Raw genomic sequence first — 26,702 nt, 5'->3', positions numbered from 1 at the left:
AAGCGGGGGACGGAGAGGCGAAAATCCTGGCCGTGGCCCGGGCCTTTTCATGTCTGGTTGCGGAGGAAGTCGTCGACTTGATCCTGGCCTGTGTCCTGATCGCAGACGTCTTCCCGACGAAGGCATCTTCATCGATGCCGGTGATGTGTGAGCCGAAACTAGGCGATCAACCTATGCCTGGCGGGCAGCTTCTTCGGGCTTGCGGGCAACGTTGATCTCGATCTCGACATGCGAATCCAGCACGGGCGTGAATTCCCGCAAAGCACCTTTCATTATCCGGCGGATAGGACATATTTAGTTAGCCGGCGGCTGATTTTACCCTGCCAGACGATTGGAATCGGAAATGCAATCGACGATCGTCATCATCAATCTCTTTGGCGCGGTAGCCTTGTTGCTCTTCGGGCTGGCCCAGGTGAAGGACGGCGTTACCCGTGCCTTCGGAACCAAGCTGCGGACCGGGCTTGCCTCTGGCACGCAAAGTGGTCTGCGCTCCTTCATTTCCGGCTTCTTTGCCACGATCGCACTGCAGAGCTCCACGGCCACCGCCTTGACCGTTGCATCCTTCGTCGAGCGCGACCTGATCCGCGCCCGCATGGCGCAGATCGTGCTGCTTGGCGCTAACGTCGGCACGGCCGTCACCGCTTGGATCGTCGCAACCGGCATCGAATGGCTGTCGCCGCTGTTGATCCTCGGAGGCGTCGCACTCCAGAAGAGCGGCGCAACTGCGCGCAAGGGGGGCGGCGCGGCGTTGATCGGCATTGGGCTGATGCTCCTGTCGCTCCACCTGCTCTCGGCTGCCACCGAGCCCATGCGCGATTCTCCCGCTCTCGCGGCCTTCATCAAGCTGCTTGGCGGCGCCTGGCCCGTGGCACTTGCGTTGACCGCGGGTCTCGCCATCATCTCCTCGTCGAGCCTTGCAGTTGTCGTGCTGGTTCTCTCGCTCGCCTCGACCGGCATCCTGTCGACCGAGCTCATCATCGTTCTGATCCTTGGTGCCAATCTCGGCGGCGCCGTTCCGCCTGTGCTGGCTACGCTGTCTGCCCCAGCTTCGGCGCGGCGGATCACCACCGGCAACCTGGTCGTTCGCGCCGTCGGATGCCTGATCGTCCTGCCGCTTGTCAGTTACGCAGCGCAAGGCCTCGAGATGCTGCAGTTTGAACGGGAAGGCCTGCCGGTCGATGTGCATCTCGCCTTCAACATGGCGCTTGCTCTCTTGGCCTGGCCCTTCTCCGGCCTGCTGTCCGACGCCATGAAGCGCTGGATCCCGGCAGAGGAAGATCCCGACACCGGTCCAAAGTTCCTGGATCCGGAGGCGCTTTCAACCCCGGTGGTGGCCCTGGCCAACGCCACGCGAGAAGTCTTGGGCGTTGGCGATCTGGTCGAACGAATGCTGGTCAGGGTCGAAAGCGCATTCAGGAACAATGATCTGGCGCCGCTGTCTGAGATTGAGGCGTTGGAAAAGCGGGTTGACCGGTTGCAGCAGGACGTGAAGGTCTACCTGTCAAAGCTTGGCCGCGAACGCGCCGACGGCGACAATGGCCGCCGTTCGATCGCCATTATTGACTATGCAATCAATCTCGAACATGTGGGCGACATCATCGAAAAGGGCCTGAGCGAGCAGGTGCGTAAGAAGGTGTCAAACAGACTGAAATTCTCTGATGCTGGATATCAGGAACTCAAGAACCTCTTCGACCTGACAATCGAAAACCTGCGCGCGGCGCAGACCATCATCGTCACCGGCGATCTAAACCTGGCGCTACGCCTGATGGAGATAAAGGTCGATGTGCGAAAGGCGGAAAAGCTTTCCGCTGAGCGTCATCTGGAGCGTCTTCGCGACGGACGCACCGAGAGCCTGCAGACGAGTTCGCTTCATCTCGACATGCTGCGTGACCTAAAGCGTATCAATGCGCACCTCGTCTCCGTCGCCCATCCCATTCTCGACGACAGCGGAATGTTGCGCGAAAGCCGGCTGCGTGAGCGCAAACCCAAGGTCTGAACTGTCGTTTCAGGAGTTGACGAATCCAGAGCGTATCGCTTCAGACGTGTCGCCGGTAGAAGTCTCGAAGGCTTCGCGGCCGAACTGATCGTGCCTGGGCTTGGACAAACGGCTCCTTGGATGGTTTGGGGTTCGCGGAGGACCAAGAGATGTGCGGATCTGCCATTGCGGCCGCGGCCGGCGTTCTAATTGCTTTGCTCGCCATTTCTGCCGGCGCCCAAACCGAGCTCACTCTCTGGTACTACGGGGCGGGAAAGGCGGAAGAGCGACGGATCATGGCCCCGCGCGACCCGCAAGCTTTATCGCCGGAAGGACAGATAGGGGAGTTGCAAGACGGCGGCCCGCGAAGTGACGCAAAGGCCGGCGATGCTATTCTCGCAACTCGAGGGGGGTTCTGCTGGCAGGTTGCGCCACAGGAATTGTGCAGGGCGAACGGGACGTTGGATCCAACGACCCGACAGCCTCGATCCTAGTTCAATCTCAGGCCCGTGGCGGGATCGAAAACGTGAATGTCGGACGAGGCCACGTCAACACCAAGTACCTCGCCGATCGCCGGGCTAGCCTCCGCAGGAACAGAGATGTTTATCTCGTGACACCCGTTTTTCAGACTGATGAGGCGTGTCTCGCCGTGGAATTCGTTGCGCTCGACAGTGCCACGAAATGCCCGGGCGTCTTTGCTCACCCGAAATGATCCGGGTCGGATTCCAACTGTCACTCCCCCATGTCGTATGCCTTCCGGCGCTACGAACCTCACGAGATCGTCGCCAAGCCCTTCTTGCGCCATCTGCAATTGCAGGAAGTTCATGTTGGGCGTGCCGATGAACCCGGCAGCGAAGATTGTCGCCGGCTTTTGGTAGATCTCCTCGGGGGTGCCCATCTGCTCGATTTTTCCGTCCTTCATCAGCACGATCCGGTCAGCAAGCGTCATCGCTTCGAGCTGATCATGGGTGACATAAATGCTTGTCGTCTTCAGGTCGCGATGAAGGCGAGCGATCTCGATCCTGAGGTTGCCGCGCAGCTTGGCATCGAGGTTGGAGAGCGGCTCGTCGAAGAGGAAGACTTCCGGGGTCTTGATCATGGCGCGGGCGATTGCCACGCGCTGCTGCTGGCCGCCCGACAGTTCCGTCGGCTTGCGGGCAAGGTAGACGCCAAGACCAAGGGCCTCCACGACGGGGGCAAGTCGCTGATCGATCGCAACCTTGCCGATGCCGGCCCGCTCAAGCCCAAAGGTGATGTTCTCACGTACGCTCATATGCGGGTAGAGCGCATAGTTCTGGAAGACCATGGCGATGCCCCGATCACCGGGATCGCGGTCGTTCATTCGCTCACCGCCGATCAGGAGTTCGCCGCCGGAAATTTCCTCAAGGCCCGCGATCATGCGCAGCATCGTGGACTTTCCGCAGCCCGATGGCCCAAGGAAGACAATGAATTCGTGGTCGTCGACCTTCAGATCGAAGTCCCGCATGACCTCAAGCGCACCATAAACCTTTCGGATACCCCGGCATTCGACAGTGGCCATCAGTTCTCCTCCCCGTCCAGGATGATTTGCAGCTTCACATCTTCCGGCCGGCCTTCCGCCGCGCGCTTGAAGGCTGCGATGGATTTTTCGAAACCGTAGGTACCTGAAACCAGAGGCTTGAGGTCGACCTTGCCGGCGGCAATCAGGGCCAGCGCCCGGTCGAAGACGTTGGCGTAGCGGAATACGGTCTCGATGCGGCATTCGCGAAAGCAGGCAGCGGCGAGATCGACGGCAACGGGTTCCGGCGGCAGGCCGACAAGAACCACCGTCCCACCCGGACGCACGAGCTTGAAGAGATCGCGGATCGCGGCGGGCGCGCCTGAGCATTCAAAGACGATATCGGCACCCCAGCCTTCTGTCGCCTTGTTGACCGTCTCGATGAGATCGACCTCTTTCAGATTGACGCCCGTGATGCCGCCATAGCTTTCCGCAAGCCTTAGCTTCGTCTCGGAAATGTCGGAGATCAGGACGCGCGAGCAACCGCCGGCAAGGGCGGCCAGCGCCACCATGATGCCGATCGTGCCGCAGCCGGTGACCACAGCCGTGTCGCCGGGCGTGATCTTCGCCCGGGCGGCCGCCTGCATGCCGACCGCAAAAGGCTCGACCATCGCACCTTCTGCAAATGAGACATTATCCGGCAATTTGTAGGTGAAACTAGCCGGATGCACCGTCTCGGGGCAGAGCACGCCATGCACCGGCGGCGTGGCCCAGAAGGTGACGGCGGGATCGACATTGTAGAGACCGAGCCGCGAGGCGCGCGACTTCGGATCCGGAATACCGGGCTCCATGCAGACCCGATCACCAGGCTTCAGATGGGTGACGTTCGCACCCACTTCGACCACGGTTCCTGCGGCCTCATGACCGAGAACCATGGGCTCGTTGACGATGAAGTCGCCGATGCGGCCATGGGTGTAATAATGCACATCGCTGCCGCAGACGCCGACGGTGTGGATGCGGATGCGAACGTCGTCCGTTCCCATCGCCTGCGGCAGATCGATGTCGCGCAGGGAGAGTTCGCCGACACGTTCGAGGACAAGTGCTTTCATGGATCTATCAACCTTGATCAGATTTCTTGGAAAATGCGGCGTTGAGGCCACCGGCCAGGACCCCGAGCAGGATCAGCGGCGGCAAAGACAGAAGGACGACGGCAGCGTTCAGGATGCCCCAGGGAACATTCATGCCGAGCTGCGACATCTCCGAGGCGATGATGGGCAGCGTCTTTGCCTTCGAGGTCGTGAGCATCATGGCGAGGAGAAACTCGTTCCAGACCAGCACGAAGGAGAAGGCGATGGCGCCGAACACCTGGAACCGGGCAATCGGCAGCGCGATGCGGAAGAAGGTTGCGTATGGCCCAAGGCCATCGACGCGAGCGGCTTCCTCGACATGAAGGCTGACGCGCTCAAAGGCCGGCACCGACAGCCAGATGGTGATCGAGACGGTCACGATCAGATAGGTGACGATCAGCGACAAATGGGTGTCGTAGAGATCGAGGCCGAGCCAGATGACCAGCATTGGGATGGCGATCGCGACGGGTGGCAGGAAGCGCAGCGACAGTACGAAAAATTGCGCTTCCGCCGTGATCCGGTTCTTGAACCGAGCGATCACATAGGCCGCGGGAACGCCGAGGACGGCACCGAGTACGACCGCGCTCGAGCAGATGATCAGCGAATTGGTGAGTGCGCGGGCGACCGAACGGCGGTTCAGCACATAGCTCATATTGTCCCAGACCGGCTGGAAGAAGAGCTTCGGCGTCGACACCAGAAGGTCGGCATTTGTCTTGAAGGCGTTGAGCAAGGTCCACAGCAGCGGCAGCACGACGAGGGCGGCTGCGACAGCTAAGAGAAGCTTGAGCAAAAGCGTCGAGAGCTTCATCGGTTCAGCCTCTTCCAGGTAAAGGTGAAGGTGACGATGGTGAGCACCATCATGATGACGGCCATGGACGAGGCATAAGAGATTTTGCCGGCTTCGATGAAGCCTTGCGAATAGGCATACATGTCGAGCGTCTCTGTGGAGATGCCGGGACCGCCGCGGGTCATCACATAGACGAGGTCAAAGGAGCGCAGGCTTTCGATGGCCTTGACCAGCAGCAGGCTGATCAGCGGCGCTTTGAGCATCGGGAGCGTCACGAAACGGTGAATCTCAAAGCGCGTCGCGCGATCGATGCGTGCGGCTTCAAGAGGTTGCGGCGGCAGAGATTCCAGAAGCTTGAGGATGATGACGGCAAAGAACAGGCCCCACTGCCAGACATCGACAAAGGCGACAGCGAGAAGCGCGCCGAGCGGGGTGGAGAGAATGTCCGGCGTGATGCCGGTGAGTTCACGAACCGGCCAGGTCAGCGCGCCATAGAGCGGATGGAAGGCGAACTTCCAGACAAAGGCAGCGCAGACACGTGGCAAGAGAACCGGAATGATGAAGAGCACGCAAAGCATATTGCGCATGCGTGGGCTCGCCGCCTCGAACATGGCAATTCCGAGCGCCAACCCCGTCACCATGGTCGCGGTGACGCTGATGATTTCCCACTTGAACGACACCCAGAGCGCATTCAGGAAGCGGGCATCGGAAAACAGTGCCAAATAATTGGCGAACCAGACATAGTCTGCATCGGGCGCCGAGAGCGTGCGGTTTTGCAGCGATATGTTGATCGCATAGAGGGTCGGCACCAGGGCCAGGATGATCAGGATACCCAGAGTGGGCCCAAGAAAGACGTAAGGCAACGAGTGGCCGCGGCGCATGGCAGATCCTCGAATGGGCAAAAAAGGGCGCGCCACGAGACGCGCCCAAGGTGGCTGCTTGGGAGGTCTTAGAGCTTGGCGGCAAAGGCTTCGAGTTCGGCAAGCGTCGCCTTGATGTCGGTGCGGCTGCCGGTGATCAGCTCTTCGAGCATGATGCCCCACTGGTTGCCCAGTTCCTGCCAGCGCGGATCCTGCCAGAAGGTGACGGTGGTCTTCTCACCGGTCGCCGCCATGGCATCCGCCAGGTTCTGGCCAAAGGTCTTGGCGTATTCGGGGCTCTGATAGGTGCTGGTGCGGGTCAGTTCGCCCGGCTGACCGGCGGCGAGGCGGCGGGCCTCCTGCTCCTTGGAGGTTGCCCAGGCGACGAAGAGGCCGGCGCAGGCCTTTTCCTCATCCGTTGCATTGGCCTTGGAGGCGATTGCAAAGCCGTGAGCATAACCGCCACCCGGCAGCGGCGACGGCGGCACGGAGAAGGCAACCTTGTCGGCGACCTGGCTCTGCGCCTTGTCCACGGACATGCCGCCGAGCGGTGCGGATTCGATGATGATCGCAACCTTGCCAGAACGGAAGGCGCCGGTCGATTCATCCCAGGAACCAGTCTGCGTGCCAGGCGCCGAATACTTGAAGAGCTCGAGATAGGTCTCGGTCGCCTTCACGGCCGCTTCCGAGTTGAAGGCCGGCTTGCCGTCCTTGAACCACTCGCCGCCATTCGCCTTGAAGAAGGGCATCCAGCGCCAGACATTGGCACCCGAGCCGCGCTGGCCGCGCAGAGCCGTGCCATAAATGCCGTTGTCGGGATCATGCAGCTTCTGGACGGCGGCGAAATATTCATCCCATGTCTTCGGCGGCTGAATGCCGGCCTTCTCCAGAAGATCCGTGCGGTAGACCATCAGGTCGCCGCCGCCCTGGATCGGCGCAAACCACTGCTTGCCGTCATAGGTGGCGGCAGCACGCATACCGGCGTCGAAGTCGTCGTAGTCGTATTCGGTCGGATAGAAGCCGTCGAGCGGCACGATCCAGCCGGACGAGGCAAAGAGCGCGAGATTGGCTTCATCGACATAGTAGACGTCGAAGCTGCCGACGGTTGAGGCGTCGGCCTGCGACTTCGCGCGGCGGTCATTTTCGTTGAGATAATTGATCTCAAAGCCGGCGCCCGAGAGTTCCTCGAACTCATCGACATAGTCTTCGAGCAGTGTCAGCCCGTCGCGCGGTTGCGCCAGCACACGGACATCGTCCGTGCATTGTGCAGCGGCATAGGCGTTGGATGCGGCAAGCAGGGCGATGACCGCGCAACCGGCGCGGAGAGCATTGAATTTCATGATTTCCTCCCTTGATGGCAACTCCCTCGCCATCGACGGGGGCACTTTTGCGCAAGCGTTCACCACGAACTAGTTTGCCTTTGTCGCAGAACTGGTATTATTTTGACATTTGTGCGCCACAACACGAGGCATTGAATGCCTATTGCATCAGATTTTCCGCAGTCGATCTCGGAAACCTTCACCGCGACGCGCGAGCAGATCGTGCTGCCCGGAGGCGCCTCCTACCTGATCCGCCGCGACGACTACCCCAATCCGATCTGCATCTGGAACTACCATCCCGAATGGGAGATCCACTTCATCCCGGATGCGAGTGGCTTTGCCTATGTCGGTGACTATATCGGCCCCTTTCGGCCGGGGCATCTGATGTTGACGGGCACCAATCTGCCGCATAACTGGATCACACCGGGTGCACCGCCACTTCCCGGCCGCGACATGGTCCTGCAATTCGATGCGGATGCCTTGATCGGTGTCCGCGCGATCTGTCCTGAGTTTGACGTGCTGCACCGGCTGAAGCCGCTCGCACAGCGCGGAATCGAGATTCTAGGCCCCAACGCCTTTGCGATCGGAGAGAAGATTCTTAAGCTTCATGCTTTGGAACATCGCAACGGACTCGGACTGTTGCTGGAAATCCTAGAGGCAATCGAAGCTGCTCCTGAAAAGCGGCTGCTCGCCAGTGAACACTTCATCTCGATCTACAATCAGGTGTCGGACCGCAGACACCGGCGCATCGACCAGGCGATCCAGATCCTGCAATCGGATCCTGGTGCCCAGATGCATGAAGTGGCGGAACAGGTCGGTTTCGAGCCTTCTGCCTTCTCCCGTGCCTTTCGGCGCCTCACCGGCATGAACTTCTCCGACTACAGCCGCTCGGTCCGCGTTTGGCGCGCCCGCACACTGCTTGCGGAGACGGAGACTTCGATCACCGATATCTGCTTCGAGGCCGGCTTCAACAACCTCTCGAACTTCAACCGCTACTTCCGAATGGAAACGGGCCTCACACCTCGAGACTATCGCAAAGCGGCCCGCATCAGGGCGAAGTCCGTGATCGGCGGATACTCGGGAAAGCTCATGTAGCTGATGGCCTGTCCTCTGAGCAGGGTTTTGGCGAACACCACTCATCATATTACGAAGCTATTGAGAACCGGGATCTCGGCCGTTTTGGCATTCAACCCAAGCTAGCATCCCCGTCTCGTCGATGGCAAGCTTGCTCGACAGGCGCTAGACATCCTCCGCGACTGCGAATGCCGCAGATTTTTAGGACGGGGGCACAGCGGTTGATGGCCTGTTGGTCCGCGGCAAGTGCCGACTTGAAATAGGTGAGACCTATCGTGGCGAGCATGCTGCCGCCTTGCCGATAATGGGAACGCGATCGTTTTCGAATTGCGCGGCTGGACCAGCGACCTGCGGGTCGTATAGCCGGCCTGCCTGAATTGCCTCATCAACCGCTCGACCTCTTTCGGGTGATGACTGAGCGCGTCCTCGGCATCCTTGGAGGTCCAAAGAATGCCCATCGTCAGATCGAAGGCCTCGCGGTCCAGAAGGGCGAGATAGCCAGTCCGAGGGCTCGCGTAAGCAATCCGAGCGCGCTGATTCGCACGCACCCCCTCTCGCGGCAAAGCCGGAAGCTCTGCGTTCCGATGATCGGAATGGTCGGTGACCTTATGATCTTCGCTCCTCCTGAATGGCGGCGCCGGACGTCGCTTAACAGTGAGAGGCGTGACAGCCCGCCAGCAGCGCTGGAACATTTATCGATCGTGCAGGGTTTGAGCGGCGGGACGACATACAGGTATCCGTCACGGCCTCCTCTGAAGTAACCAGGAGCTTACTCGGTGAGATTTATCAAAGAGAATGGGCTGGCGATCATTCTGTCACTCGTCACTTTTGCGTGCCTACTTGGCATGATTCTGGCCGGTCTTGCTGCCTACAATCAGGAACTGGTCAAGCAAGGACACGCGGCGGTGTCCGCAAGCCAATACGCGCGTTCAGGACATCTCCTCTCCGCGTTGTCCGAAAACTGGGAGAGCGAATTCCTGCAGATGTCGGCCTATGTCGTCCTAACGGCATTTCTGTATCAACGCGGCTCAGCTGGCGCCAAGGACCCCGACGAAGAGACGGCGCAAGAAGTCGGCCCGGTATTGGAAATGCACCGATTTGGCGCACCAGCCATCGTGCGCTCCGGCAAATTTCTCAGAACGCGCTACAGCTACTCGCTGAGCCTGGCCCTGTTTGGGCTCTTTGTTTTGAGTTTCTTCCTTCATCTGTGGCAAAGCGGCGCTGGTCAGGCGGTTGATACCGCGACGCATGGGAGGCTGCCGCCATCAAGTCAACACCCATCTGCTGAGCGCACAATTCTGGTTCGGGTCTTTTCAGAACTGGCAATCGGAGTTCTTTTCAACTGCTGTCCTCGTCTTGTTCTCGATCTTTCTGCGGTTCAGAGGTTCGCCTGAATCCAAGCCGGTCGCGGCACCGCATGCGGAAAGGGGTGCATGATGATCGTCACAAAGAAAGTCATCATAGTTGGTGGGGGACCAGCAGGATTGACGGCTGCACTCTATTTGGCACGCTTTCACGTATCAGTAATATTGGCCGACGCGGGACAGAGCCGGGCCGAACTTATCGCGTGCTCACACAATCAGCCGGGGTGTGCCGGAGGCATTTCCGGACCCGACCTGCTTCGGCGCATGCGAAATCAGGTCCGGCAATACGGCATCGAGCTTGTACAGACCGACGTGCGCAAAATTAGAAATGAGGAGGGGCGCTTCGTCATTCAACACGGTGAAGTCGCTATCGCTGCAGAGGCCGTTCTTTTGGCAACGGGCACGCGCGATCGCCGGCCCAGTATGCCGAATGAAGTCCACACCGCCGCTCTTGAGAACGGAACTTTGAGATACTGTCCCATCTGTGATGGTTACGAGGTCACTGACAAGGCCGTGATCGTCGTTGGGCACGGGCCGAGGCTTCTCGGCGAGGCTAGGTTCCTCCGCAGCTTTTCCTCCCGTGTTACCGTCGCCTCGGAGAGCGGGAACCTGGGACTTTCCCCGGCCCAGTATCGCCAGCTCGCGGAACTCGGTGTCGAAGTTGTCGATGTGCCGATCGTCGATTATGCCGCTGGTTCGGATTTCATGGATATTGGATTTGCCGATCGTGTCAGAAGGTTCGATACCCTCTACGTGGTCATGGGATCCGACGCCCAGTCAAGCCTCGGCGCGGCGGCAGGCGCCCAGACAACACCAGAGGGTTGTCTGGTCGTCGATCGCCATCAGCGAACAACGGTGCAGGGGCTTTACGCTGCTGGCGACGTGACCGAGGGCCTCGATCAGATCGCGGTGGCGATCGGCCAAGCAAGTATTGCGGCGACGGCCATCCGTAATGACCTTTGTAGTGAGAACCCCTTGCTGCGCCAGGAGTGAATGCTGTTTCGCACGCCTCTACGCCGGTCTTGGACTGCCAGCCAGAGAGCGTATCGAACCTTGATGGGCTGAGCGGTTGTGCCGGAACATTCGGGGGCTTGGCCAGTTTCCCCACAAACTACAACCCGGAGGGTATTCGATGAATAGCAGGGAAGACCGGATAAGGGACAGGGCCTACCACCTTTGGCTTGCCGAGGGTCAGGTGGAGGGTCGCAGGCAAGACCATTGGCTTCGCGCCGAGGCGGACATCGATGGCCCCGCCGCGGATGCCGTTATGCCGCTGGGTCCGGAGGCTCCCCAAAGCGGGACCGAGGAACAGGATGTTCCCCCTGTGAGAATGGGCAAGTCGGAGCGTCCTGAGGATCCCGTACAAGCCGGCGACGGTACCAACCCGCTGCACCATGTGGGGCACCTTCCGGTCAGATAGATGCGAGCGATGAGTGGGCACAACCGGTTCAGAGGCCTGCTCTGCCGACGAAATGACAGGCTCTATCGAGCTGATACGGGCCGTGACCACTTCGGCAATTGGCGGCGATCTGGGCGCTGTAATAAGCAAGCGTCCTTGCGGTCCGCTACATGCGCAGCATGAAATCGAACACGCCCACGGCGGCCGGTGCAGGCTTTGATAGCTGGAGGTTATCATGTTCGCTGATTTCACTCTTGAAATGCTCGAGCTGCCGGAGGCGACGCTCCGGGTGCGCCACGGAGGCAGAGGAACGCCGGTCCTCCTCCTGCACGGGCATCCACGGACACATATGACATGGTACCAGGTGGCCCCCCTGTTGAGCCAACACTACTATGTTGTCTGCCCTGACCTCAGGGGATTCGGCCTTTCTTCAAAACCGCTCGACAGTCCCGACCATTCCGGATCATCCAAGCGCGCAAAGGCGCGCGATTGCGTCGCGCTGATGCAACAGTTGGGTTTTGGTGAGTTCGCGATCATCGGCCATGACCGGGGCAGCTATACAGCCTTCCGCACGGCGATGGATTTTCCTCGCCACGTGAGGGCGCTTGCAATTCTTGACGGGGTTCCCATCGTCGAAGCTCTGGAGCGGTGTGACGCCGGTTTTGCCGCAGCCTGGTGGCATTGGTTTTTTTATGCGCAACCTGACAAACCCGAGCAGGCGATCCTGGCAGATCCAGATCGCTGGTATCAAGGCTCGCCGGATCGAATGGGCCTGGAAAACTACGCCGACTTTCTACGTGCTATTCACGATCCCGGCACCGTACACGGAATGCTGGAGGATTACAGGGCAGGCCTGGGAATCGACAGAGCCCACGATGAGGCGGACCGTGCAGAGGGGCGGCGGGTTGAATGCGACACTCTCGTTCTCTGGTCACGACGGGATGATCTGGAGAAAATCTATGGTGATGTTCTGCAGGTCTGGCAACCATGGACGACCGGGCTTGCGGGCCACGGAATAGACTGCGGCCATCATATGGCCGAGGAGGCGCCTTTGGAACTTGCAGATGCGCTCCTCGGTTTTCTGAAGCGCGTTCTTTAGAAAGGCGTTATTTACTAAGCACAGGACGACACCCTTGTCTTACACAAAGGCTGCAAAGCGCAGCCTTATTCGCGATCCCGCCACATGTCGGAGAGGATTATAAGCGAGGCCGATGCTCCGGGCGACGGGGCCTAGACTTCTTCCGGTGCGAACATTCGCATCATGACATTGGAACGGCGGATCAGGTGCTGGAACAAGGCGCCGGCGATATGGGCAGCAATAAGCCCGAGAAGCAATGCTTGCAGATATTCATGCACCACCGCTGCCGAACCAATATTAAAAAACCATGCAAGGGCGCCCGATGCCGGCAGCGATAAAAGCATGACATAGATCAGCCGATGTACGGTTTCGGATATGAACTTCATGAGAATAGGCTCGTCGGCAGGGGGGGCGGGGGCGCCGCGCGTGATGCGTAGATAGATCCGCCATAGAGCCAAGGCCAGGATCAGCATACCTGCGGCTATATGCATAAGGCTGAGTAGGGTGGGTCCCTGGGGCGACGGATCCCCATCTGTGAATGCTTTGAAGGCCGCTTCGATCGCGTTATGCGCGAGAAATTGAAAAGCCACAAGGATCACGACTGCCCAATGGAGGCCCACCTGGATGCGAGAGTAACCACATACCCTTTCTGCCATCGGTGTGCTCCAAAGCGCCGCCCAACTTAATGTGTGAACGTTTGCGGCCACAGGAAGTTCCGCGTCGCCGGCTCAGTGGCCGAGAGTGCACAAACTTCCACCGCTTGCCCCTACAGGGCGGCAATTGTCGCACTAGATGAGCTGATAGGTCGCAAAGTCGATTGTCGGGGACAGAGCAGATTGACCATCAGATCAGGGCCCAAAAGTTTCGGTGGGAGTATGGGCGCGTTGTGGGTGCGACGGCGGGCGGTGGCACTATGCTTGTGCCTCTGTCCCGTGGTCGTGTCCTGCGCCGGCGTACAGTCCGCGCTGGACCCCGCGGGGGAAGAGGCGGAAAGCGTAGCCACACTGTTTTGGGTGATGACCGCCGCTGGTCTGGTTATCTGGGCCTTCGTTGTGGTCGTCGCTCAATATGCCGCAAGGTGGAAGCGCAAGACCATATCGGAGACGGCGGCCGGCCAGGTGATCCTATGGGGTGGAGCGGTCTTTCCGATCGTCGTTCTGACAGCGCTCCTTGGTTATGCGCTCTGGCTGATGCCCTTCCTGCGCCCCTTTGCGCAGGCGGAAGCGGCAAGCACGCGCATCGAGGTTGTAGGACACCAGTTCTGGTGGCATGTCGTCTACCATCGGCCCGATGGCAGCGCCGTGTCGTCGGCGAACGAGATACGCCTCCCTGTCGGTGAGCGTGTCGAGTTCTCGCTGAAGAGCGCCAACATGATCCACTCCTTCTGGATTCCCGCGCTTGGCGGCAAGATGGATCTTATCCCCGGCCGCACCAATCGCCTGTCTCTGCTTGCCAAGCGTCCCGGCACCTATCGCGGCCAATGCGCGGAATTTTGCGGCACCTCCCATGCACTGATGGCCTTTCCCGCGGTGGCCATGGAGCCAGCAGACTTCGAAGCATGGCTCGACAAGCGCCGTGTTCCGGCAACGTCTGACGCCGAACATGCCGGACGGGGCGTGTTTTTCCGCGAGAAATGCGGCGACTGCCACAAAATAGCCGGTACGGAAGCGAAGGGGACAGCAGGCCCCGACCTATCCCATGTGGGGTCACGTTTGACACTTGGCGCCGGGCGGATGGAAAACAGCGAGACCAACATGGCACGCTTCATCGCCGATCCCGTGTCGATCAAACCCGGTAGCCACATGCCGGGCTATCCTGGCCTGTCGGAGGATGAACTGTCCGACGTGGCCAATTGGCTGAAGGGATTGCGATGAGCGCTGACGAGATGCATGGCCAAGACACCAGCGCCGAAGAGAAGCAACTGCGCGCCGTGTGGTCCAACCCGTCGGGATGGCGCTACTGGACCTCGGTCAACAATACCGAGGTCGGTCTCTGGTACGGCTCGACCGCGTTTGCCTTTATGTTGTTTGCCGGTTTGCTGGGCCTGCTCGTGCGCGCTCAGCTTGCCGTTCCAGAAAACGATCTGCTGTCGGCCGAGTTCTACAACCAGGTCTACACGCTCCACGGCACCGTCATGATGTTTCTGTTTGCGGTGCCGATCTTTGAGGCGGTGGCGATCTTTCTATTGCCATCGATGCTGGGTGCCCGCGAACTCCCATTCCCGAGGCTCGGCGCCTTCGGATTTTGGAGCTTCCTGATCGGTGGCGTATTCGTCTGCGGTTCGATATTCTTCAATGCCGCTCCGAATGCCGGCTGGTTCATGTATCCGCCGCTCGCTACCAGCGAGCAGGCGGGCATCGGCGCGGATATCTGGCTGCTGGGGCTTTCCTTCATCGAGGTCGCCTCGCTCGCGGCCGCCGTCGAACTGATAGTCGGCATCATGAAGTGCCGCGCACCTGGAATGCGCGTGAACATCATGCCGCTCTTCGCCTGGTATCTGCTGATCGTGGCAGGCATGATCCTGTTTGCGTTTCCGCCGTTGATCGCCGGCGATCTGTTGTTCGAAATGCAACGCATGTTCGACTGGCCGTTTTTCGATCCCGAGCGCGGCGGCGACCCGCTCCTGTGGCAACATCTGTTCTGGATTTTCGGGCACCCCGAAGTCTACATCATCTTCCTGCCTGCAATCGCGCTCCTGGCGATGATCATTCCGACCTTCGCCGGCCGTCCTATCGTCGGCTATTCCTGGATCGTGCTCGCCGCCGTGGGCACCGGTTTCCTGTCGTTCGGGCTGTGGGTGCACCATATGTTCGCGACGGGCCTGCCGCAGATCTCGCTCGCCTTCTTTTCGGCTGCGTCAGAAGCGGTTGCCATTCCCACCGGCGTGCAGATTTTCGTCTTCGTCGCCACGATGCTGGCGGGCAGGGTGGTCTTCTCGATTCCCATGCTGTTTGCCATGGGCGGCATCGCGATCTTCGTCATGGGGGGCCTCACCGGCGTCATGGTGGCGCTGGTCCCCTTCGACTGGCAGGCGCATGACACCTATTTCGTCGTGGCGCACCTGCATTATGTGCTCATCGGCGGCATGTTGTTTCCCGTCTTTGCCGGGCTCTATTATTACTATCCCCTGATCGACGGCAAACATATGTCCGAGCGAGTGGGCCGGTTTGCCTTCTGGATGATGTTCGTCGGCTTCAACATCACCTTCTTCCCGATGCATATTGCGGGACTCCGCGGGATGCCAAGAAGGGTCTTCACCTATCCAGGCGATCTCGGCTGGGATTGGCTGAACCTCATGTCCACCATGGGAGCGGTGGTGCTCGGGATTGGCATGTTCGCCGTCGTCGTGGACGTCACCCTGCATCGCCGCCGTCAGCCGCGTGGCGAGGTCAATCCCTGGAATGCAGGCACGCTGGAATGGATCAGTGAGCCCGAGGAGAAATGGGGAATGCGCTCCATCCCAAGGATCACCAGCCGATATCCGCTATGGCACCAGAAGGGGCTTGCCGAGGAAGTCAAGCGGGGCGACTGGTATCTGCCTCACGCCAGGGAGGGACGGCGGGAAACGCTGGTGACCTCGGTCCTTGATGCGGAGCCGGAACAGGTGCTGCGCGTGGGCGGCACGTCCTATATCACCATCATCAGCGCCGTCACGCTCGGCATCGTCTTTGTGGCGCTCACCTTCAAATGGTGGATGGTCTCGCTCGTCTCGGGCGTCGCCTTCCTGGTGGCCATCCTCTACTGGCTGTGGACCGGAACGGGGCATATTCCGGAAAAGGAAGAGAAGGATGTCGGCCGGGGCCTCAGCCTGCCGCTCTATGCCTCCGGGGTAAAGTCCGTGGGATGGTGGGCCATGTTCATCACCATGGTCGGAGACGGCACTGCGTTCGGTAGCCTTGTCTTCGGATACTTCTTCTTCTGGACGATCCATCAGGATTTCACGGGTGGGCTGAGCGGTCCCGGCGTCTTCTGGCCGATGATGGCGCTTGGCCTGTTTGCTGCGGCCTGGGCCGCGACGGTTGGCGCAAGGGAGGTGAACCGGCGCGGATATGTCGGATTGGCGCGGGCGCTGATCGTGATCGGCGCCGTCTCGGCCTTGGCCGGATGCGGCGCGGCACTTGCGGGACCGTGGACATCTGGCATGGACCCGACCGCGCATGTCTACCCGGCGATCGTCTGGGTCCTGGTCATCTGGACTGCGGTTCACGGCGCAGTGGGTGTGATCATGCAGGTCTATTGCCTGGCGCGCAGCCTTGCCGGCCGCATGACACCCCGTCACGACATGGAAATCCGCAATGTCGCGCTCTATTGGCACTTCACGCTGGTCACGGCCCTTATAACCTTCGGCGTCGTTGGCCTTTTCCCGGAGGCGCTGTGATGTGGCATCTTCTTCCGCGCGAGATTGAATCCCTCTGGACGCTCTTTACCGCGCCCGTCATCTGGGCGCTGCATTTCCTGTTCTGCTATATTGGCGCCGCGATCTTCTGCGAGAAGCCGGATTTTCTCGGGCTGAGTTTCAACAACCTCAGGGTCGCCATCGGTATCATCACCGTTCCGGCGCTCATCATGATCTTGGTCTCGGCCACGCTGGCCTGGCGTCAATGGGAATTCGGCACCGATGATCCGCCACATGACGACCCGAGCCGCCGGGACCGGCTGCTGTTTCAGGGCTATGCGACTCTTCTGCTGTCGGGGCTCAGCTTCGTTGCCGTGATCTTCACCGCGCTGCCGGCACTGTTCATCACGGAGTGCATCCGGTGAGCCGCATCGCGCTGCCGGCGGGCCTCATCTTGCTGGCACTCGTCTGGTTTGGGCCCCTGCTGGATAGTTGGCGGGCCTCGTTTTCGGCGCATATGGTGGCGCATATGGGCGTTGTCGGCATTGCCGCACCGCTGATTGCCATCGGTCTGTCGCAACGCTGGAAGCAGCGGACACCGATGCCCTTGGCGCTGCCGGTGATCGCCTCGGCTCTGGAACTGGTGACCGTTTGGGGCTGGCATGCACCTGCCATGCGACGGCTCGCGGAAGCCTCGGTGACGGCGGCCGTCATCGAACAAGCGACTTTCCTCCTGGCAGGCATGCTGCTCTGGTGGACCGCAATATCGCAACCTCAAAACAGGATCCATGCGGCGATCGGCGCGGGCGCGCTGCTGTTGACCTCGATCCACATGACCCTGCTCGGCGCGCTGCTGTCGCTCAGCCAGCGGCCGCTCTACGGCGAGGGCGAGGTGACCTGCTTCGGGATCGTCCTGGGCGCCCAGCAGGACCAGCAGCTGGGCGGCATCATCATGCTGCTGGTCGGCGCCATCGTGTATCTGGCCGGCGGGGTCTGGCTGGCGACGCGGCTGGTGGAGGAGCCCGCCGCGGCGGCGGATGCGCCGGTCAAGAAGGCTCGATCCTGACCGGGATTGCCTTGGAGGCGGGCGTCTGCGACAGTTCGTCGTGGTGGTCGATGGCGTTCAGCACATTCGCCTCAGGATAATAGGCGCAGATCGTCCCCTCAGGCAAATTGTGCGCCCTTACCGCCAGACCGCCGAGTTCGCGCCTGACACCGTCACCGAAATCGCTGACGAGCGTAACGTTTTGGCCCTCGGCAAGACCGGCCGCACGCATGTCCGCCTCGCTCATCAAGACCACGTCGCGGGTATCCTCTATGCCGCGGAAGCGGTCCGAATAGCCATAGATTGTCGTGTTGAACTGGTCGTTGGACCGCAGCGTCACCAGCCGGTACCGACCGGCATCATCCTTGAACGACAGGGCATTCAGCTGGGAGGGCGTGGTGAACACGGCCTTTTTCTCCTCCGTGTTCCAGACGCGGTTGCGGGCATCGTTGCCGCGATAAAAGCCGCCCGGCTCGAATATGCGGGCGTTGTAGTCCTTGAAGTCGTCGGGATAGGTGTATTCGATGAGATCGCGGACCAGACTGTAATCGGCGGTCCAATCGTCCCAACGCAGCTTCGGGTTTGGCGCAAGCGTTGCCTTGGCAATGCCGGCGATGATGGCAAGCTCGCTTTTGAGGTGACGGGAGGCCGGGCTGCGCTTCCCGATCGAGCCGGAGATGTGGGAAAAGCTGTCCTCGGTCGTGACCGACTGAACGCCCGAAGCCTGGCGATCCTCCTCCAGGCGCGACAGGCAGGGCAGGATATAGGCATGTCTTCCCGGAAACAAATGACTGCGGTTGAGCTTGGTCGATATCATGACCGTCAGTTCCTGCCGAGGCCAGACCCGCTCCATCTCCTCTTGGTCCGGCACAGCCCGCAACAGGTTGCCGCCCAGCGAGATCGTCGCCCTGATCCGGCCTTCCATGAGACCCTTCACCGCATCGACGATCGTCGTGCCGTCTTCGGTGGGCGGATCGAAGTCGAACAGTTGCCGGAGCTTATCCATTGGAACGAGCTCGGTCTTCTCGGCGATTCCCACGGTGCGCTGGCCCTGGACATTCGAGTGGCCCCGTACAGGACAGCAGCCTGCGCCTTCGCGACCGATATTGCCACGTAGGAGCAGAAGGTTGACCAGCATGCCGATATTCAGGGAGCCCTGCACATGCTGCGTCAGGCCCATTCCATAGACGCCGATCACCCGCTCCGAAGTGACATAGATCTCTCCGGCGCGGCGAAGGGCGCTCTCCTCAAGGCCGCTCTCCCGCTCGATTTCGCTCCAAGGTGTCGTCCGCACCAGATCGATGAACCGATCGATACCCGTGGTATGCTCGGCGATGAAATCGACGTCCAGTACACGCTTGCCTCCGCGGGCGAGCGCCGCATCGTCGGCTTCGATGACGACCTTGCAAAGGCCGAGGATCGCGGCGATATCCCCGCCAGCCTGAACCTGAAGATATTCATCGGAAATCTTCGTCTCTTGGCCGGTCAGCATGTCGAAAGGATTCTGCGGGTTGACGAACGATACCAGCCCCTGTTCCACCACCGGATTGAAGGTGACGATCCGGGCTCCGCGCTTCTTTGCATCCTGAAGGGGGTGCAAGAAGCGAGGGCTGTTTGAGCCGGGGTTCTGGCCGAAAAAGAAGAAGGCATCGGCCTGTTGGAGATCATCCCATATGATCGTTCCGACAGGTGAGCCTATCACCTTGGTCAGACCAACCGAAGTTGTCTCATGGCACATGTTGGAACTCTGCGGCAGGTTGTTATTGCCATAAGCACGCGCCAGCAAAGCATAGAGATAGGAGGCTTCCAGCCCCGCATGGCCAGAAGCGTAAAAGACGACTCTTTCGGGCGGAAGTGGTTTCAGCACGCGGCCGATCTCGCTGAAGGCTTCATCCCAAGTAACCGCGACATACCGATCAGTCCCGACGTCATAGCGCAAAGGATGCGTCAGTCGTCCCGTCTGCTCGAGATCGTAGTCCCTCCATTCTCTGAGTTCACTGACCGTGTGGTCGTTCCAGAAATCCGGCGTGCAGCGAGCACTCGTCAGGTCCGAAAGAGTTGCTTTTGCGCCATTCTCGCAAAATTCGAAGGGGTGATAGTTGGCCGGTTTTGGCCAAGCGCAGGATACGCACATGACACCGCCGGGCTTGTTCTGCTGCGACAGCGTCTGGAGTACGGATACGGGTGGATGATTGTCGCCATAGATCCGAATAATGGACTTGAGCGATCCCCACCCACCGGCAGGTCCTTCGGATTCCGGATTCGGGATGGTGTCTGCCATAGGGTCATGCTTTCTCTGGACGGCTGCGGGTGTCGAGCGCTGGCGCCGGCATTTCCCGTCGGCCAATGATCGGATGCACCGGTGCCGCGATCAAAAAATGGAACTGGCAGGGCCGGCAAACGAATGAAATGCCGTACGTGGGCTGGGTTCGGCAGTGGCCGCGCAGGCGAACACGGCCTTGAGCGCGATCAAGAAGAGTTTCACCGCCTCAACACTCACTGTTCGCGGGAAACGAACTTGTTGAACCGGCTTTTCTTGCCGCTGCCAACCTCTTCCTGATACAGGAAGGCGAGCTTCGAGTGGTCGAAGATCTCGAAGAATTCGTCCCATTGGATTTCCACCAAATCGTCTTCCGCCTCGCCGAAGTCGATGCGCAGGATGCCACCCTCCTTGCTGCCCTTGACCTTGGAAGGCCGGCCGCCACGGGCTTCTACCCAGGACTGGATGGTCTTTCGATCGGTTGTCTGCTTGGATTCACTCACGTCAGCCTCCTTCATTCATGAGCTTTCGCCTCAGTAGTGGCGAAGATGGAACCCGATCAGGGGCGATTTGTTCCTGATGGGCGCTCGGATGCTCGGCCAAAGGCCATGGCTGATGAAGTCGAGCGGGATCTCGCGGGCCGCTTCCGCGTCCCTGGTCAAACGAGGCGCTACGCGCGCATCTCTGTTGGGTTGAAGCAGTCGATGCATTCATCCGTTGTTTCCATTGCCAGACGCGATACACTTCAGAGAAACGCTCGGGAGGAGCAATTTGATGAGACGCATGTGGCCCGATGAATTTAGCTTCATTTTCGACGAGGCAGAGGAAGTAACGCTCGACAGTGATGCGGGTAAACGCGATGACGGTTCTGCCAGTGAGGCGATACATCGGCTGGCATTGAAAGTTCGCCTCTCACAGGAAGACTACGAGCGCATTTGGCCATTCGCAGAGGCCCGTCATCGACTCCAAGGAAAATTCGCGGGCAAGGCTGTCACGCTGATCGTCAACAATCCTCACTACAGCAGGTGGCATCCGGCTGACGGAGGAATTGTGAAAAGTGTCACGGAGAGCGGCAGAACGTATTCGACCCGTTACGTCGTGATCCACTTCCTGTTGGATGACGTGGGTGAAGTCGCAGGGGCTTGAATTTACCCTTCTTCCGATATTGAGGGCAGACGAAATCCAGTCAATCTGTTCTTCGACGCTGTGTGTTACATCGCTTGCGGAAGCGCTGCTTTCGGCATGACAGCTGCTGATCGCCTTATGTCAGAAGGGTTCGATGCGGAGATGCTCTTTCGGCCGAACCTTCGCGGCTGGTGGAATTGTCGAGCGCGCTTTGGCAGTCGCAGTCGTTCTCCATGCCGTCTCCGCCCTGTTCATGCGGTGAAGTGGAGCGCCGCAATGCGGTGGTCGCTGCCGTAGGCAAGCTTGTTGGCTGTTCTGCCTGTGCCGTCATTAAGGCTGGATAGTTGCCGGCCATGGCACGTTTCGCCGGGCGCGCGCGTTTACAGCTCAGCGTGCATGTCGCGAAAAAGGCGCGGCTTCATGCCAAAGCGGCGCTCGAAGGCTTCTGTGAGACGCGCGGGCGGGAAGAGGCCGACCTGCGCCGCGACCGATTTCAGTGATAGCCCGCGCGTGAGAAGCATGCGGGCGGTGTCGAGCCGGGCGGTCTCGACGAAGCGCGCCGGCGTCTCGCCGGTCGCTGCAACGAACTTGCGGTGGAAGGTGCGTTCGCTGAGGCACGCGCGAGCGGCGAGCGAGGGGACGTCCAGGGGCGCGTCGAGGTTTGAGTTTATCCAGCCGATCAGTTCGGCAAACGGGCTGTCTCCCTTTGCCTGCGCGTTGAGCACCGGGCTGAACTGCGATTGGTGGCCGGGGCGTCGGGCATAGAGCACCAGCCGTTTGGCGACTTCGCCGGCAATCGCTGCGTCAAGATCGCGCGCGACCATCGCCAGCGCCATGTCGATGCCGGTCGTTACTCCGGCCGATGTCCAGAGCCTGCCGTCGACGACATAGAGCGAGTCCGGATCTACCGTGACCCCTGGAAAGGCCCGGGCCAGGGGCTTGCAGGAATCCCAGTGGGTCGCGATGCGACACCCGTCGAGTAATCCGAGCGCCGCAAGCAAAAAGCCTCCGGAACAAACTGCGCCAAACCGATCCGCTGTCGCGGCCAGCTTCGGCACGGCCTTCCGCAGGACCGTGTCTCCAACGGCGCAAAGAAGGCTCTCGCGCTCGGCTCCCGCGATCAGCACCGTTCCGACTTCTGCAGACCGCAAATCGGGGATCGGCCGGGTCTCCATCCTGAGACCGCTACTGCTTTCGACTGCGCCACCTTGAGCCGATGCGAGCTCTACTCTGTAGAATACGGGCTCTCCGCGCTGGTCAAGGGCGCGATTGGCGCCGTTGAAGACCGAAGTCGGCCCCGAAACGTCGAGCAGCTCGAAGCCCGGATAGACGATGAAGACAACATGATGCATTGGCAGAAAATAGCATGTCTTTGTCATTTCTGCCAAGTGAGCCCACTGCTATGATGAGACCGCAGAGGCGACAAAGGGGCGAGCGACCGACCGCTCAAAGGCCATTCCCACTCCTGCTTACATGGAGAGACAGAGCCATGTTCAAGACGTATCTGATCTGGGCCGGTGTCATCCTGGTGCTCCTGTCCATGGTGGGCTTCGCAGGCTGGATGCTCGCTCTGCCGGCCGCGACGGAGACGGCAGTGGCGCCGGCTGTTCCGCGGGAAGAGGCAGACGCCATGCTCGCTTCGCTCCGGCCGATGAAACGAGAGCGCCCGTTGATCGCGGTGGTCGGCATCAACAATGCCACCGAGACGACAGACTACATCGTGCCTACCGGCATCCTGCGACGTGCCGGCGTGGCTGACGTGACAATGTTAGCCATCGATTCAGGCCCGGTGCGGCTCTTTCCGGCGCTTACGGTCGAACCGGATGCGACGATCGCACAGTTCGATGCCGCGCATCCCGAGGGTGCCGACTTTGTCATCGTACCCGCTATGAGCCGCGATGACGATCCCATGGCGCTGGCTTGGCTGTGGGAGCAGGCGAAGAAAGGCGCGAAAATCATTGGCATCTGTGCTGGCGCGAAGGTCGTTGGGGCGGCCGGCTTGCTCAACGACAAGCGTGCGACGACGCACTGGTACTATCTCGACGAGATGCTGACGCACAGCCCGACCATCCGCTATGTCCCGGATCGCCGGATGGTGGCCGACGAAGGGGTCGTGACGACGACTGGCATCTCTGCCTCGATACCGATGATGCTGACGCTGATCGAAGCGATCGCCGGCCGCACTAAGGCCGAATCGACCGCCCGCGAGCTTGGCGTCGAACAATGGAGCGCGCGGCATGCGAGCGGCAGGTTCAGGCTCACCCGCCCCTTCGCGAGAACAGTGCTTGCCAACAGGTTGGCCTTCTGGAACCGGGAAGAACTCGGCATCAGGCTTCAATCGGGCATGGACGAAGTGTCCTTGGCGTTGGTGGCAGACGCCTGGTCACGGACCTATCGTTCGCATGCGACAAGTTTCGCCGCGTCGCCGGACGCTGTGACGACCATGAACGGCGTCCGCATCGTGCCCGACAAGGCGGAGGCGGACTGGCCGGATAGCCGCCAAGTGTCGACGTTTCCCGACCGCAAGCCGGCAGAGGCGCTTGATCTCACGCTTGATGCAATCGCGACGCGTCTCGGCCTCGGCACCACCGATGTGGTTGCCATGCAGTTGGAATATCCGCGGCAAACTGTGGGCCGGTGAAGCAAATCGGGTGAGCTGTCGGATCTTTATAACCCCATGTCGATTCCACGGGTCTCCGTTCGTCATGACCATAAGCCTGCCCAAACCAAAGAAACCGAATCAGAAGGAGAAAACCATGCCCAGTACGATCCGTCTACACCGCGTCATCGCCGCCAAACCCGATAAGCTCTACCGCGCGTTCCTCGAACCGGACGCGGTGGCGAGCTGGCTTCCGCCCTATGGGTTCATCTGCACCGTCCATGAGCTGGAACCGAAGGTTGGTGGCCATCACAGGATGTCGTTCCGCAACTTCACGACGGGCCACGGCCACTCTTTCGGCGGGACTTATCTCGAACTCGTTCCAGGTGAACGTCTCGTCTACACCGACAGGTTCGACGATCCCAACCTGCCGGGCGAGATGATGGTCACGGTGAACCTGAAGGCTGTATCTGTCGGCACCGAGATGCACATCGAGCAGCAGGGCGTGCCGGATATCATCCCCGCGGAGGCGTGCTATCTCGGCTGGCAGGATTCCCTGCACAAGCTCAAGAAACTCGTCGAGCCAGAGATCCCGTAGGCGCTGCCCGCCTACGGTTCCGAAGCGACAACGGAACCGCGCAGGATCACGACATGTAATCCCGTGTGGAACTGATCTGACTTCACTTGGTACAGAAAGGCTGAGCAATGCTGACCGCAAAAAACACGATCTGCCTCTGGTTCGACAAGGACGCCGAGGCTGCTGCCGGTTTTTACGCAGAGACGTTTCCCGACAGCTCGGTGGGCGCGATCCTGCGCGCTCCCAGTGACTATCCATCCGGCAAGGCCGGCGACGTGCTGACGGTCGAATTCACCGTCGCCGGCATTCCCTGCATCGGCCTCAATGGTGGCCCCACATTCAAGCACAACGAAGCCTTTTCCTTCCAGATCGCCACGAATGATCAGGAGGAGACGGACCGCTACTGGAACGCCCTTGTCGGCAATGGCGGCGAGGAAAGCGTGTGCGGCTGGTGCAAGGACAAGTGGGGCATCTCCTGGCAAATCACGCCGCGCGTGTTGACCGAGGCGATGGCTATCGGAGGTGACGAGGCAAAACGCGCGTTTGAGGCGATGTTGGAGATGACGAAAATCGATGTCGCGGCAATCGAGGCGGCGAGGTTCGGCTGACTGTTCTTGTCGACCAGGACCGCTACTGGCGTGGTCGGAAGACGCACGCAAATCGGTGCTGCGGAGGTTCTCGGCACCTCCTTGGTTTTCCGATGAACACTTCGGCGGCGATGACCAGTCGAAAATCGCCGCCCGAGCAAATCGCTTAGTCGCTGCTGGCAGACCACCAAGATTCTCAGCTCCTGTGCAAAAATTCCCGGGATAGAACCGATCAATGCTCTGAATGTCTAGGCCAGCACCGAGGACAGAAACTCGCGCGTTCGCTCCTCCTTGGGCGTTCCGAAAATCTCCTCGGGTGTACCCTGTTCGCAGATGCGACCCTTGTCGAAGAAGCAGACCCGGTCCGACACCTCGCGCGCAAAACGCATCTCGTGAGTGACGAGCAGCATGGTCAAATCGTGCTCATGTGCGAGACCGCGGATGACTGAAAGCACTTCGCCGACCAATTGAGGATCCAGCGCCGATGTCGGTTCATCAAAGAGGAGAACGCGCGGGCGCATGGCGAGCGCGCGGGCGATCGCGACGCGCTGCTGCTGTCCGCCGGATAGCTGTACCGGGTAGTGGTCCTTCTTGTCCGCCAATCCCACCATGTCGAGCAGTTCGATAGCGCGTGCTTCCGCTTCGGCCCGCGACATGCCGAGGACTCGGACCGGGGCTTCAACCACATTGCGCAGAACAGTCATGTGAGGGAAAAGATTAAAGCTCTGGAAGACCATGCCCACATGTCCACGGATCTCGCGCAGATGTTTTTCCGACGCCTGAAATGGGCCTTTGCCGCGCTCTTCATGGTAGGACATGTCGGCGAGCTTCAAGCTACCTTCCTGGAAGGGCTCGAGCGTCATCAGGATGCGCAAGACAGTGGATTTCCCCGATCCGGACGGGCCGATGAGCGTGACCTTCTCGCCCTTCGCCACGCTGAAATTGAACTGGTCGAGCACCGTCAGAATGCCGAAGCGTTTCGTGACATTGGAAAATTCTATGATGGGTTTGTTATCGGTCATCGCATGGGTATCCCTGCTTTTGGAAGAGCTTTCTGCAGGCGATGGAGGCCTGCCGAGCAGATCAACGTCAGGAGGAGGAAGATGAGGCCGACAAGCGTCAGCGGCACGAGGTATTCGAACGTGCGTTCGCCGATCATGTTGGCGAGGCCCATCATCTCGAGAACGGTGACGACGGAAAGAATGGGCGTTTCCTTGATCATCGCAACCATATAGTTGCCCATCGCCGGCACGATGCGCGGGACGGCCTGGGGGAGGATGATGTCTCGATAGGCTTGCATGCGCGTCAGATTGAGTGCGGTTGCTGCCTCCCATTGACCGCGGTGCACGGCCTCTATGCCGCCGCGATAGACTTCCGAGGTGTAGGCTGCGTACTGCAATCCTAGCGCCAATGCGCCTGTGAGAAAGGCCGGCAGGACGATGCCGAACTCGGGAAGCACGTAATAGAGGAAAAAGAGTTGCACCAGAAGTGGGGTGTCGCGGAGAAACTCGACGACAAAGGCGGTCGTCCAGGAGATCGCCTTGACCCGGCTACGGCGCAGCAGGGCGAAGGCCAGCCCGAGTGAGAGCGCAATGGCGAAGCCAGCAGCCGCTGCCTTCAACGTCACGGTCAGGCCGATTAGGATGATCGGCAGGATCGAGATCGTGTAGGTGAGCCAGGTCGTGGTGTCCCATTCATAACCATACATCATGG

24 protein-coding genes and 1 pseudogene are annotated in these 26,702 nt (G+C 60.2%); 14 read left to right on the top strand and 11 right to left on the bottom strand.

Annotation, left to right across the window (positions count from 1 at the left end; all coding sequences use genetic code 11):
- Positions 1-343: 343 nt before the first annotated feature.
- Positions 344-1,996, top strand: a complete 1,653-nt coding sequence (locus DYZ14_RS13285) for a Na/Pi cotransporter family protein (protein ID WP_154721110.1) — start codon at positions 344-346, stop codon at positions 1,994-1,996.
- A gap of 469 nt (positions 1,997-2,465) precedes the next feature.
- Here the strand turns inward: DYZ14_RS13285 and DYZ14_RS13280 are convergent, their stop codons facing one another.
- From DYZ14_RS13280 to DYZ14_RS13260, 5 genes are all read right to left on the bottom strand, one after another.
- The gene (locus DYZ14_RS13280) at positions 2,466-3,515 is read right to left on the bottom strand and encodes an ABC transporter ATP-binding protein (protein WP_154721109.1); all 1,050 of its coding nucleotides are present in this window, start codon (positions 3,513-3,515) and stop codon (positions 2,466-2,468) included.
- Complete coding sequence (locus DYZ14_RS13275) at positions 3,515-4,561, bottom strand: NAD(P)-dependent alcohol dehydrogenase (protein WP_154721108.1); 1,047 nt, start codon at positions 4,559-4,561, stop codon at positions 3,515-3,517. The genes DYZ14_RS13280 and DYZ14_RS13275 overlap by 1 nt, the downstream gene beginning before the upstream one ends.
- A 7-nt stretch (positions 4,562-4,568) precedes the next feature.
- A complete protein-coding gene (locus tag DYZ14_RS13270) occupies positions 4,569-5,387 on the bottom strand; it encodes a carbohydrate ABC transporter permease (RefSeq protein ID WP_154721107.1) in 819 nt (272 codons plus the stop codon).
- On the bottom strand, positions 5,384-6,247 hold the full coding sequence (locus DYZ14_RS13265; protein WP_154721106.1) for a carbohydrate ABC transporter permease: 864 nt from the start codon (positions 6,245-6,247) through the stop codon (positions 5,384-5,386). The genes DYZ14_RS13270 and DYZ14_RS13265 overlap by 4 nt, the downstream gene beginning before the upstream one ends.
- Positions 6,248-6,315: 68 nt before the next feature.
- Positions 6,316-7,566 (bottom strand): ABC transporter substrate-binding protein, encoded by a 1,251-nt coding sequence (locus DYZ14_RS13260; protein ID WP_154721105.1) that lies wholly within the window; start codon positions 7,564-7,566, stop codon positions 6,316-6,318.
- 135 nt (positions 7,567-7,701) lie between these two features.
- Between DYZ14_RS13260 and DYZ14_RS13255 the strand changes: the two genes are divergently transcribed.
- From DYZ14_RS13255 to DYZ14_RS13235, 5 genes and pseudogenes are all read left to right on the top strand, one after another.
- On the top strand, positions 7,702-8,640 hold the full coding sequence (locus DYZ14_RS13255) for an AraC family transcriptional regulator (protein ID WP_154721104.1): 939 nt from the start codon (positions 7,702-7,704) through the stop codon (positions 8,638-8,640).
- A 755-nt stretch (positions 8,641-9,395) separates the two neighbouring features.
- A pseudogene (locus DYZ14_RS13250) lies at positions 9,396-10,056 on the top strand (DUF6766 family protein).
- Positions 10,053-10,976 (top strand): NAD(P)/FAD-dependent oxidoreductase, encoded by a 924-nt coding sequence (locus tag DYZ14_RS13245; RefSeq protein WP_154721103.1) that lies wholly within the window; start codon positions 10,053-10,055, stop codon positions 10,974-10,976. The pseudogene DYZ14_RS13250 and the gene DYZ14_RS13245 overlap by 4 nt, the downstream one beginning before the upstream one ends.
- A gap of 139 nt (positions 10,977-11,115) precedes the next feature.
- Positions 11,116-11,403 carry a DUF2934 domain-containing protein gene (locus DYZ14_RS24670; protein ID WP_154721102.1) on the top strand — a complete coding sequence of 96 codons (288 nt, stop codon included), beginning with the start codon at positions 11,116-11,118 and terminating at the stop codon, positions 11,401-11,403.
- Positions 11,404-11,617: 214 nt separating this feature from the next.
- Positions 11,618-12,481: an alpha/beta fold hydrolase gene (locus tag DYZ14_RS13235; protein ID WP_154721101.1), complete on the top strand. Its 864-nt coding sequence runs from the start codon at positions 11,618-11,620 to the stop codon at positions 12,479-12,481.
- A gap of 131 nt (positions 12,482-12,612) precedes the next feature.
- On the opposite strand, the gene DYZ14_RS13230 is transcribed toward DYZ14_RS13235, so the two are convergent.
- Positions 12,613-13,116 carry a cytochrome b gene (locus DYZ14_RS13230; RefSeq protein WP_154721100.1) on the bottom strand — a complete coding sequence of 168 codons (504 nt, stop codon included), beginning with the start codon at positions 13,114-13,116 and terminating at the stop codon, positions 12,613-12,615.
- Positions 13,117-13,335: 219 nt separating this feature from the next.
- Here DYZ14_RS13230 and coxB point away from each other — a divergent pair, with 219 nt between their 5' ends.
- Genes coxB through DYZ14_RS13210 form a run of 4 tightly spaced genes read left to right on the top strand, consistent with a single transcriptional unit; the run spans position 13,336 to position 17,862 of the window.
- On the top strand, positions 13,336-14,334 hold the full coding sequence (coxB, locus tag DYZ14_RS13225) for a cytochrome c oxidase subunit II (protein WP_154721099.1): 999 nt from the start codon (positions 13,336-13,338) through the stop codon (positions 14,332-14,334).
- Positions 14,331-16,838 (top strand): cytochrome c oxidase subunit I, encoded by a 2,508-nt coding sequence (gene ctaD, locus DYZ14_RS13220; protein WP_154721098.1) that lies wholly within the window; start codon positions 14,331-14,333, stop codon positions 16,836-16,838. Before coxB ends, ctaD begins: the two co-directional genes overlap by 4 nt.
- Positions 16,838-17,221, top strand: coding sequence for a hypothetical protein (locus tag DYZ14_RS13215; protein WP_154721097.1), 384 nt, complete (start codon positions 16,838-16,840; stop codon positions 17,219-17,221). The genes ctaD and DYZ14_RS13215 overlap by 1 nt, the downstream gene beginning before the upstream one ends.
- The gene (locus DYZ14_RS13210; protein WP_154721096.1) at positions 17,218-17,862 is read left to right on the top strand and encodes a cytochrome c oxidase assembly protein; all 645 of its coding nucleotides are present in this window, start codon (positions 17,218-17,220) and stop codon (positions 17,860-17,862) included. The genes DYZ14_RS13215 and DYZ14_RS13210 overlap by 4 nt, the downstream gene beginning before the upstream one ends.
- Here DYZ14_RS13210 and DYZ14_RS13205 read toward each other — a convergent pair.
- The gene (locus DYZ14_RS13205) at positions 17,843-20,122 is read right to left on the bottom strand and encodes an FdhF/YdeP family oxidoreductase (protein ID WP_154721095.1); all 2,280 of its coding nucleotides are present in this window, start codon (positions 20,120-20,122) and stop codon (positions 17,843-17,845) included. The genes DYZ14_RS13210 and DYZ14_RS13205 overlap by 20 nt on opposite strands.
- 215 nt (positions 20,123-20,337) lie before the next feature.
- The gene (locus DYZ14_RS13200; RefSeq protein ID WP_154721094.1) at positions 20,338-20,604 is read right to left on the bottom strand and encodes a hypothetical protein; all 267 of its coding nucleotides are present in this window, start codon (positions 20,602-20,604) and stop codon (positions 20,338-20,340) included.
- A 280-nt stretch (positions 20,605-20,884) separates the two neighbouring features.
- On the opposite strand from DYZ14_RS13200, the gene DYZ14_RS13195 reads away from it, so the two are divergent.
- Positions 20,885-21,247, top strand: coding sequence for a hypothetical protein (locus DYZ14_RS13195; RefSeq protein WP_154721143.1), 363 nt, complete (start codon positions 20,885-20,887; stop codon positions 21,245-21,247).
- 359 nt (positions 21,248-21,606) lie between these two features.
- Here the strand turns inward: DYZ14_RS13195 and DYZ14_RS13190 are convergent, their stop codons facing one another.
- Positions 21,607-22,578 carry a GlxA family transcriptional regulator gene (locus tag DYZ14_RS13190; protein WP_154721093.1) on the bottom strand — a complete coding sequence of 324 codons (972 nt, stop codon included), beginning with the start codon at positions 22,576-22,578 and terminating at the stop codon, positions 21,607-21,609.
- Between the two features lie 137 nt (positions 22,579-22,715).
- On the opposite strand from DYZ14_RS13190, the gene DYZ14_RS13185 reads away from it, so the two are divergent.
- The 3 genes from DYZ14_RS13185 to DYZ14_RS13175 all read left to right on the top strand — a co-directional run bounded on the left by DYZ14_RS13185 (position 22,716) and on the right by DYZ14_RS13175 (position 25,010).
- Positions 22,716-23,867 carry a DJ-1/PfpI family protein gene (locus tag DYZ14_RS13185; RefSeq protein ID WP_154721092.1) on the top strand — a complete coding sequence of 384 codons (1,152 nt, stop codon included), beginning with the start codon at positions 22,716-22,718 and terminating at the stop codon, positions 23,865-23,867.
- 115 nt (positions 23,868-23,982) lie between these two features.
- Positions 23,983-24,423 carry an SRPBCC family protein gene (locus DYZ14_RS13180; protein WP_154721091.1) on the top strand — a complete coding sequence of 147 codons (441 nt, stop codon included), beginning with the start codon at positions 23,983-23,985 and terminating at the stop codon, positions 24,421-24,423.
- 107 nt (positions 24,424-24,530) lie between these two features.
- Positions 24,531-25,010, top strand: coding sequence for a VOC family protein (locus DYZ14_RS13175; RefSeq protein ID WP_154721090.1), 480 nt, complete (start codon positions 24,531-24,533; stop codon positions 25,008-25,010).
- 227 nt (positions 25,011-25,237) lie between these two features.
- Here the strand turns inward: DYZ14_RS13175 and ehuA are convergent, their stop codons facing one another.
- Positions 25,238-26,011, bottom strand: a complete 774-nt coding sequence (ehuA, locus tag DYZ14_RS13170; protein WP_154721089.1) for an ectoine/hydroxyectoine ABC transporter ATP-binding protein EhuA — start codon at positions 26,009-26,011, stop codon at positions 25,238-25,240.
- On the bottom strand, positions 26,008-26,700 hold the full coding sequence (gene ehuD, locus DYZ14_RS13165) for an ectoine/hydroxyectoine ABC transporter permease subunit EhuD (protein WP_154721088.1): 693 nt from the start codon (positions 26,698-26,700) through the stop codon (positions 26,008-26,010). The genes ehuA and ehuD overlap by 4 nt, the downstream gene beginning before the upstream one ends.
- Positions 26,701-26,702: the final 2 nt, after the last annotated feature.

It is taken from the genome of Ciceribacter sp. T2.26MG-112.2, assembly GCF_900492205.1.
GTDB classification, from domain to species: Bacteria; Pseudomonadota; Alphaproteobacteria; order Rhizobiales; family Rhizobiaceae; genus Allorhizobium; species Allorhizobium naphthalenivorans_A.
The sequence above is the reverse complement of the archived record's forward strand: the minus strand, read 5'-3'. Positions and strand labels throughout refer to the sequence as shown.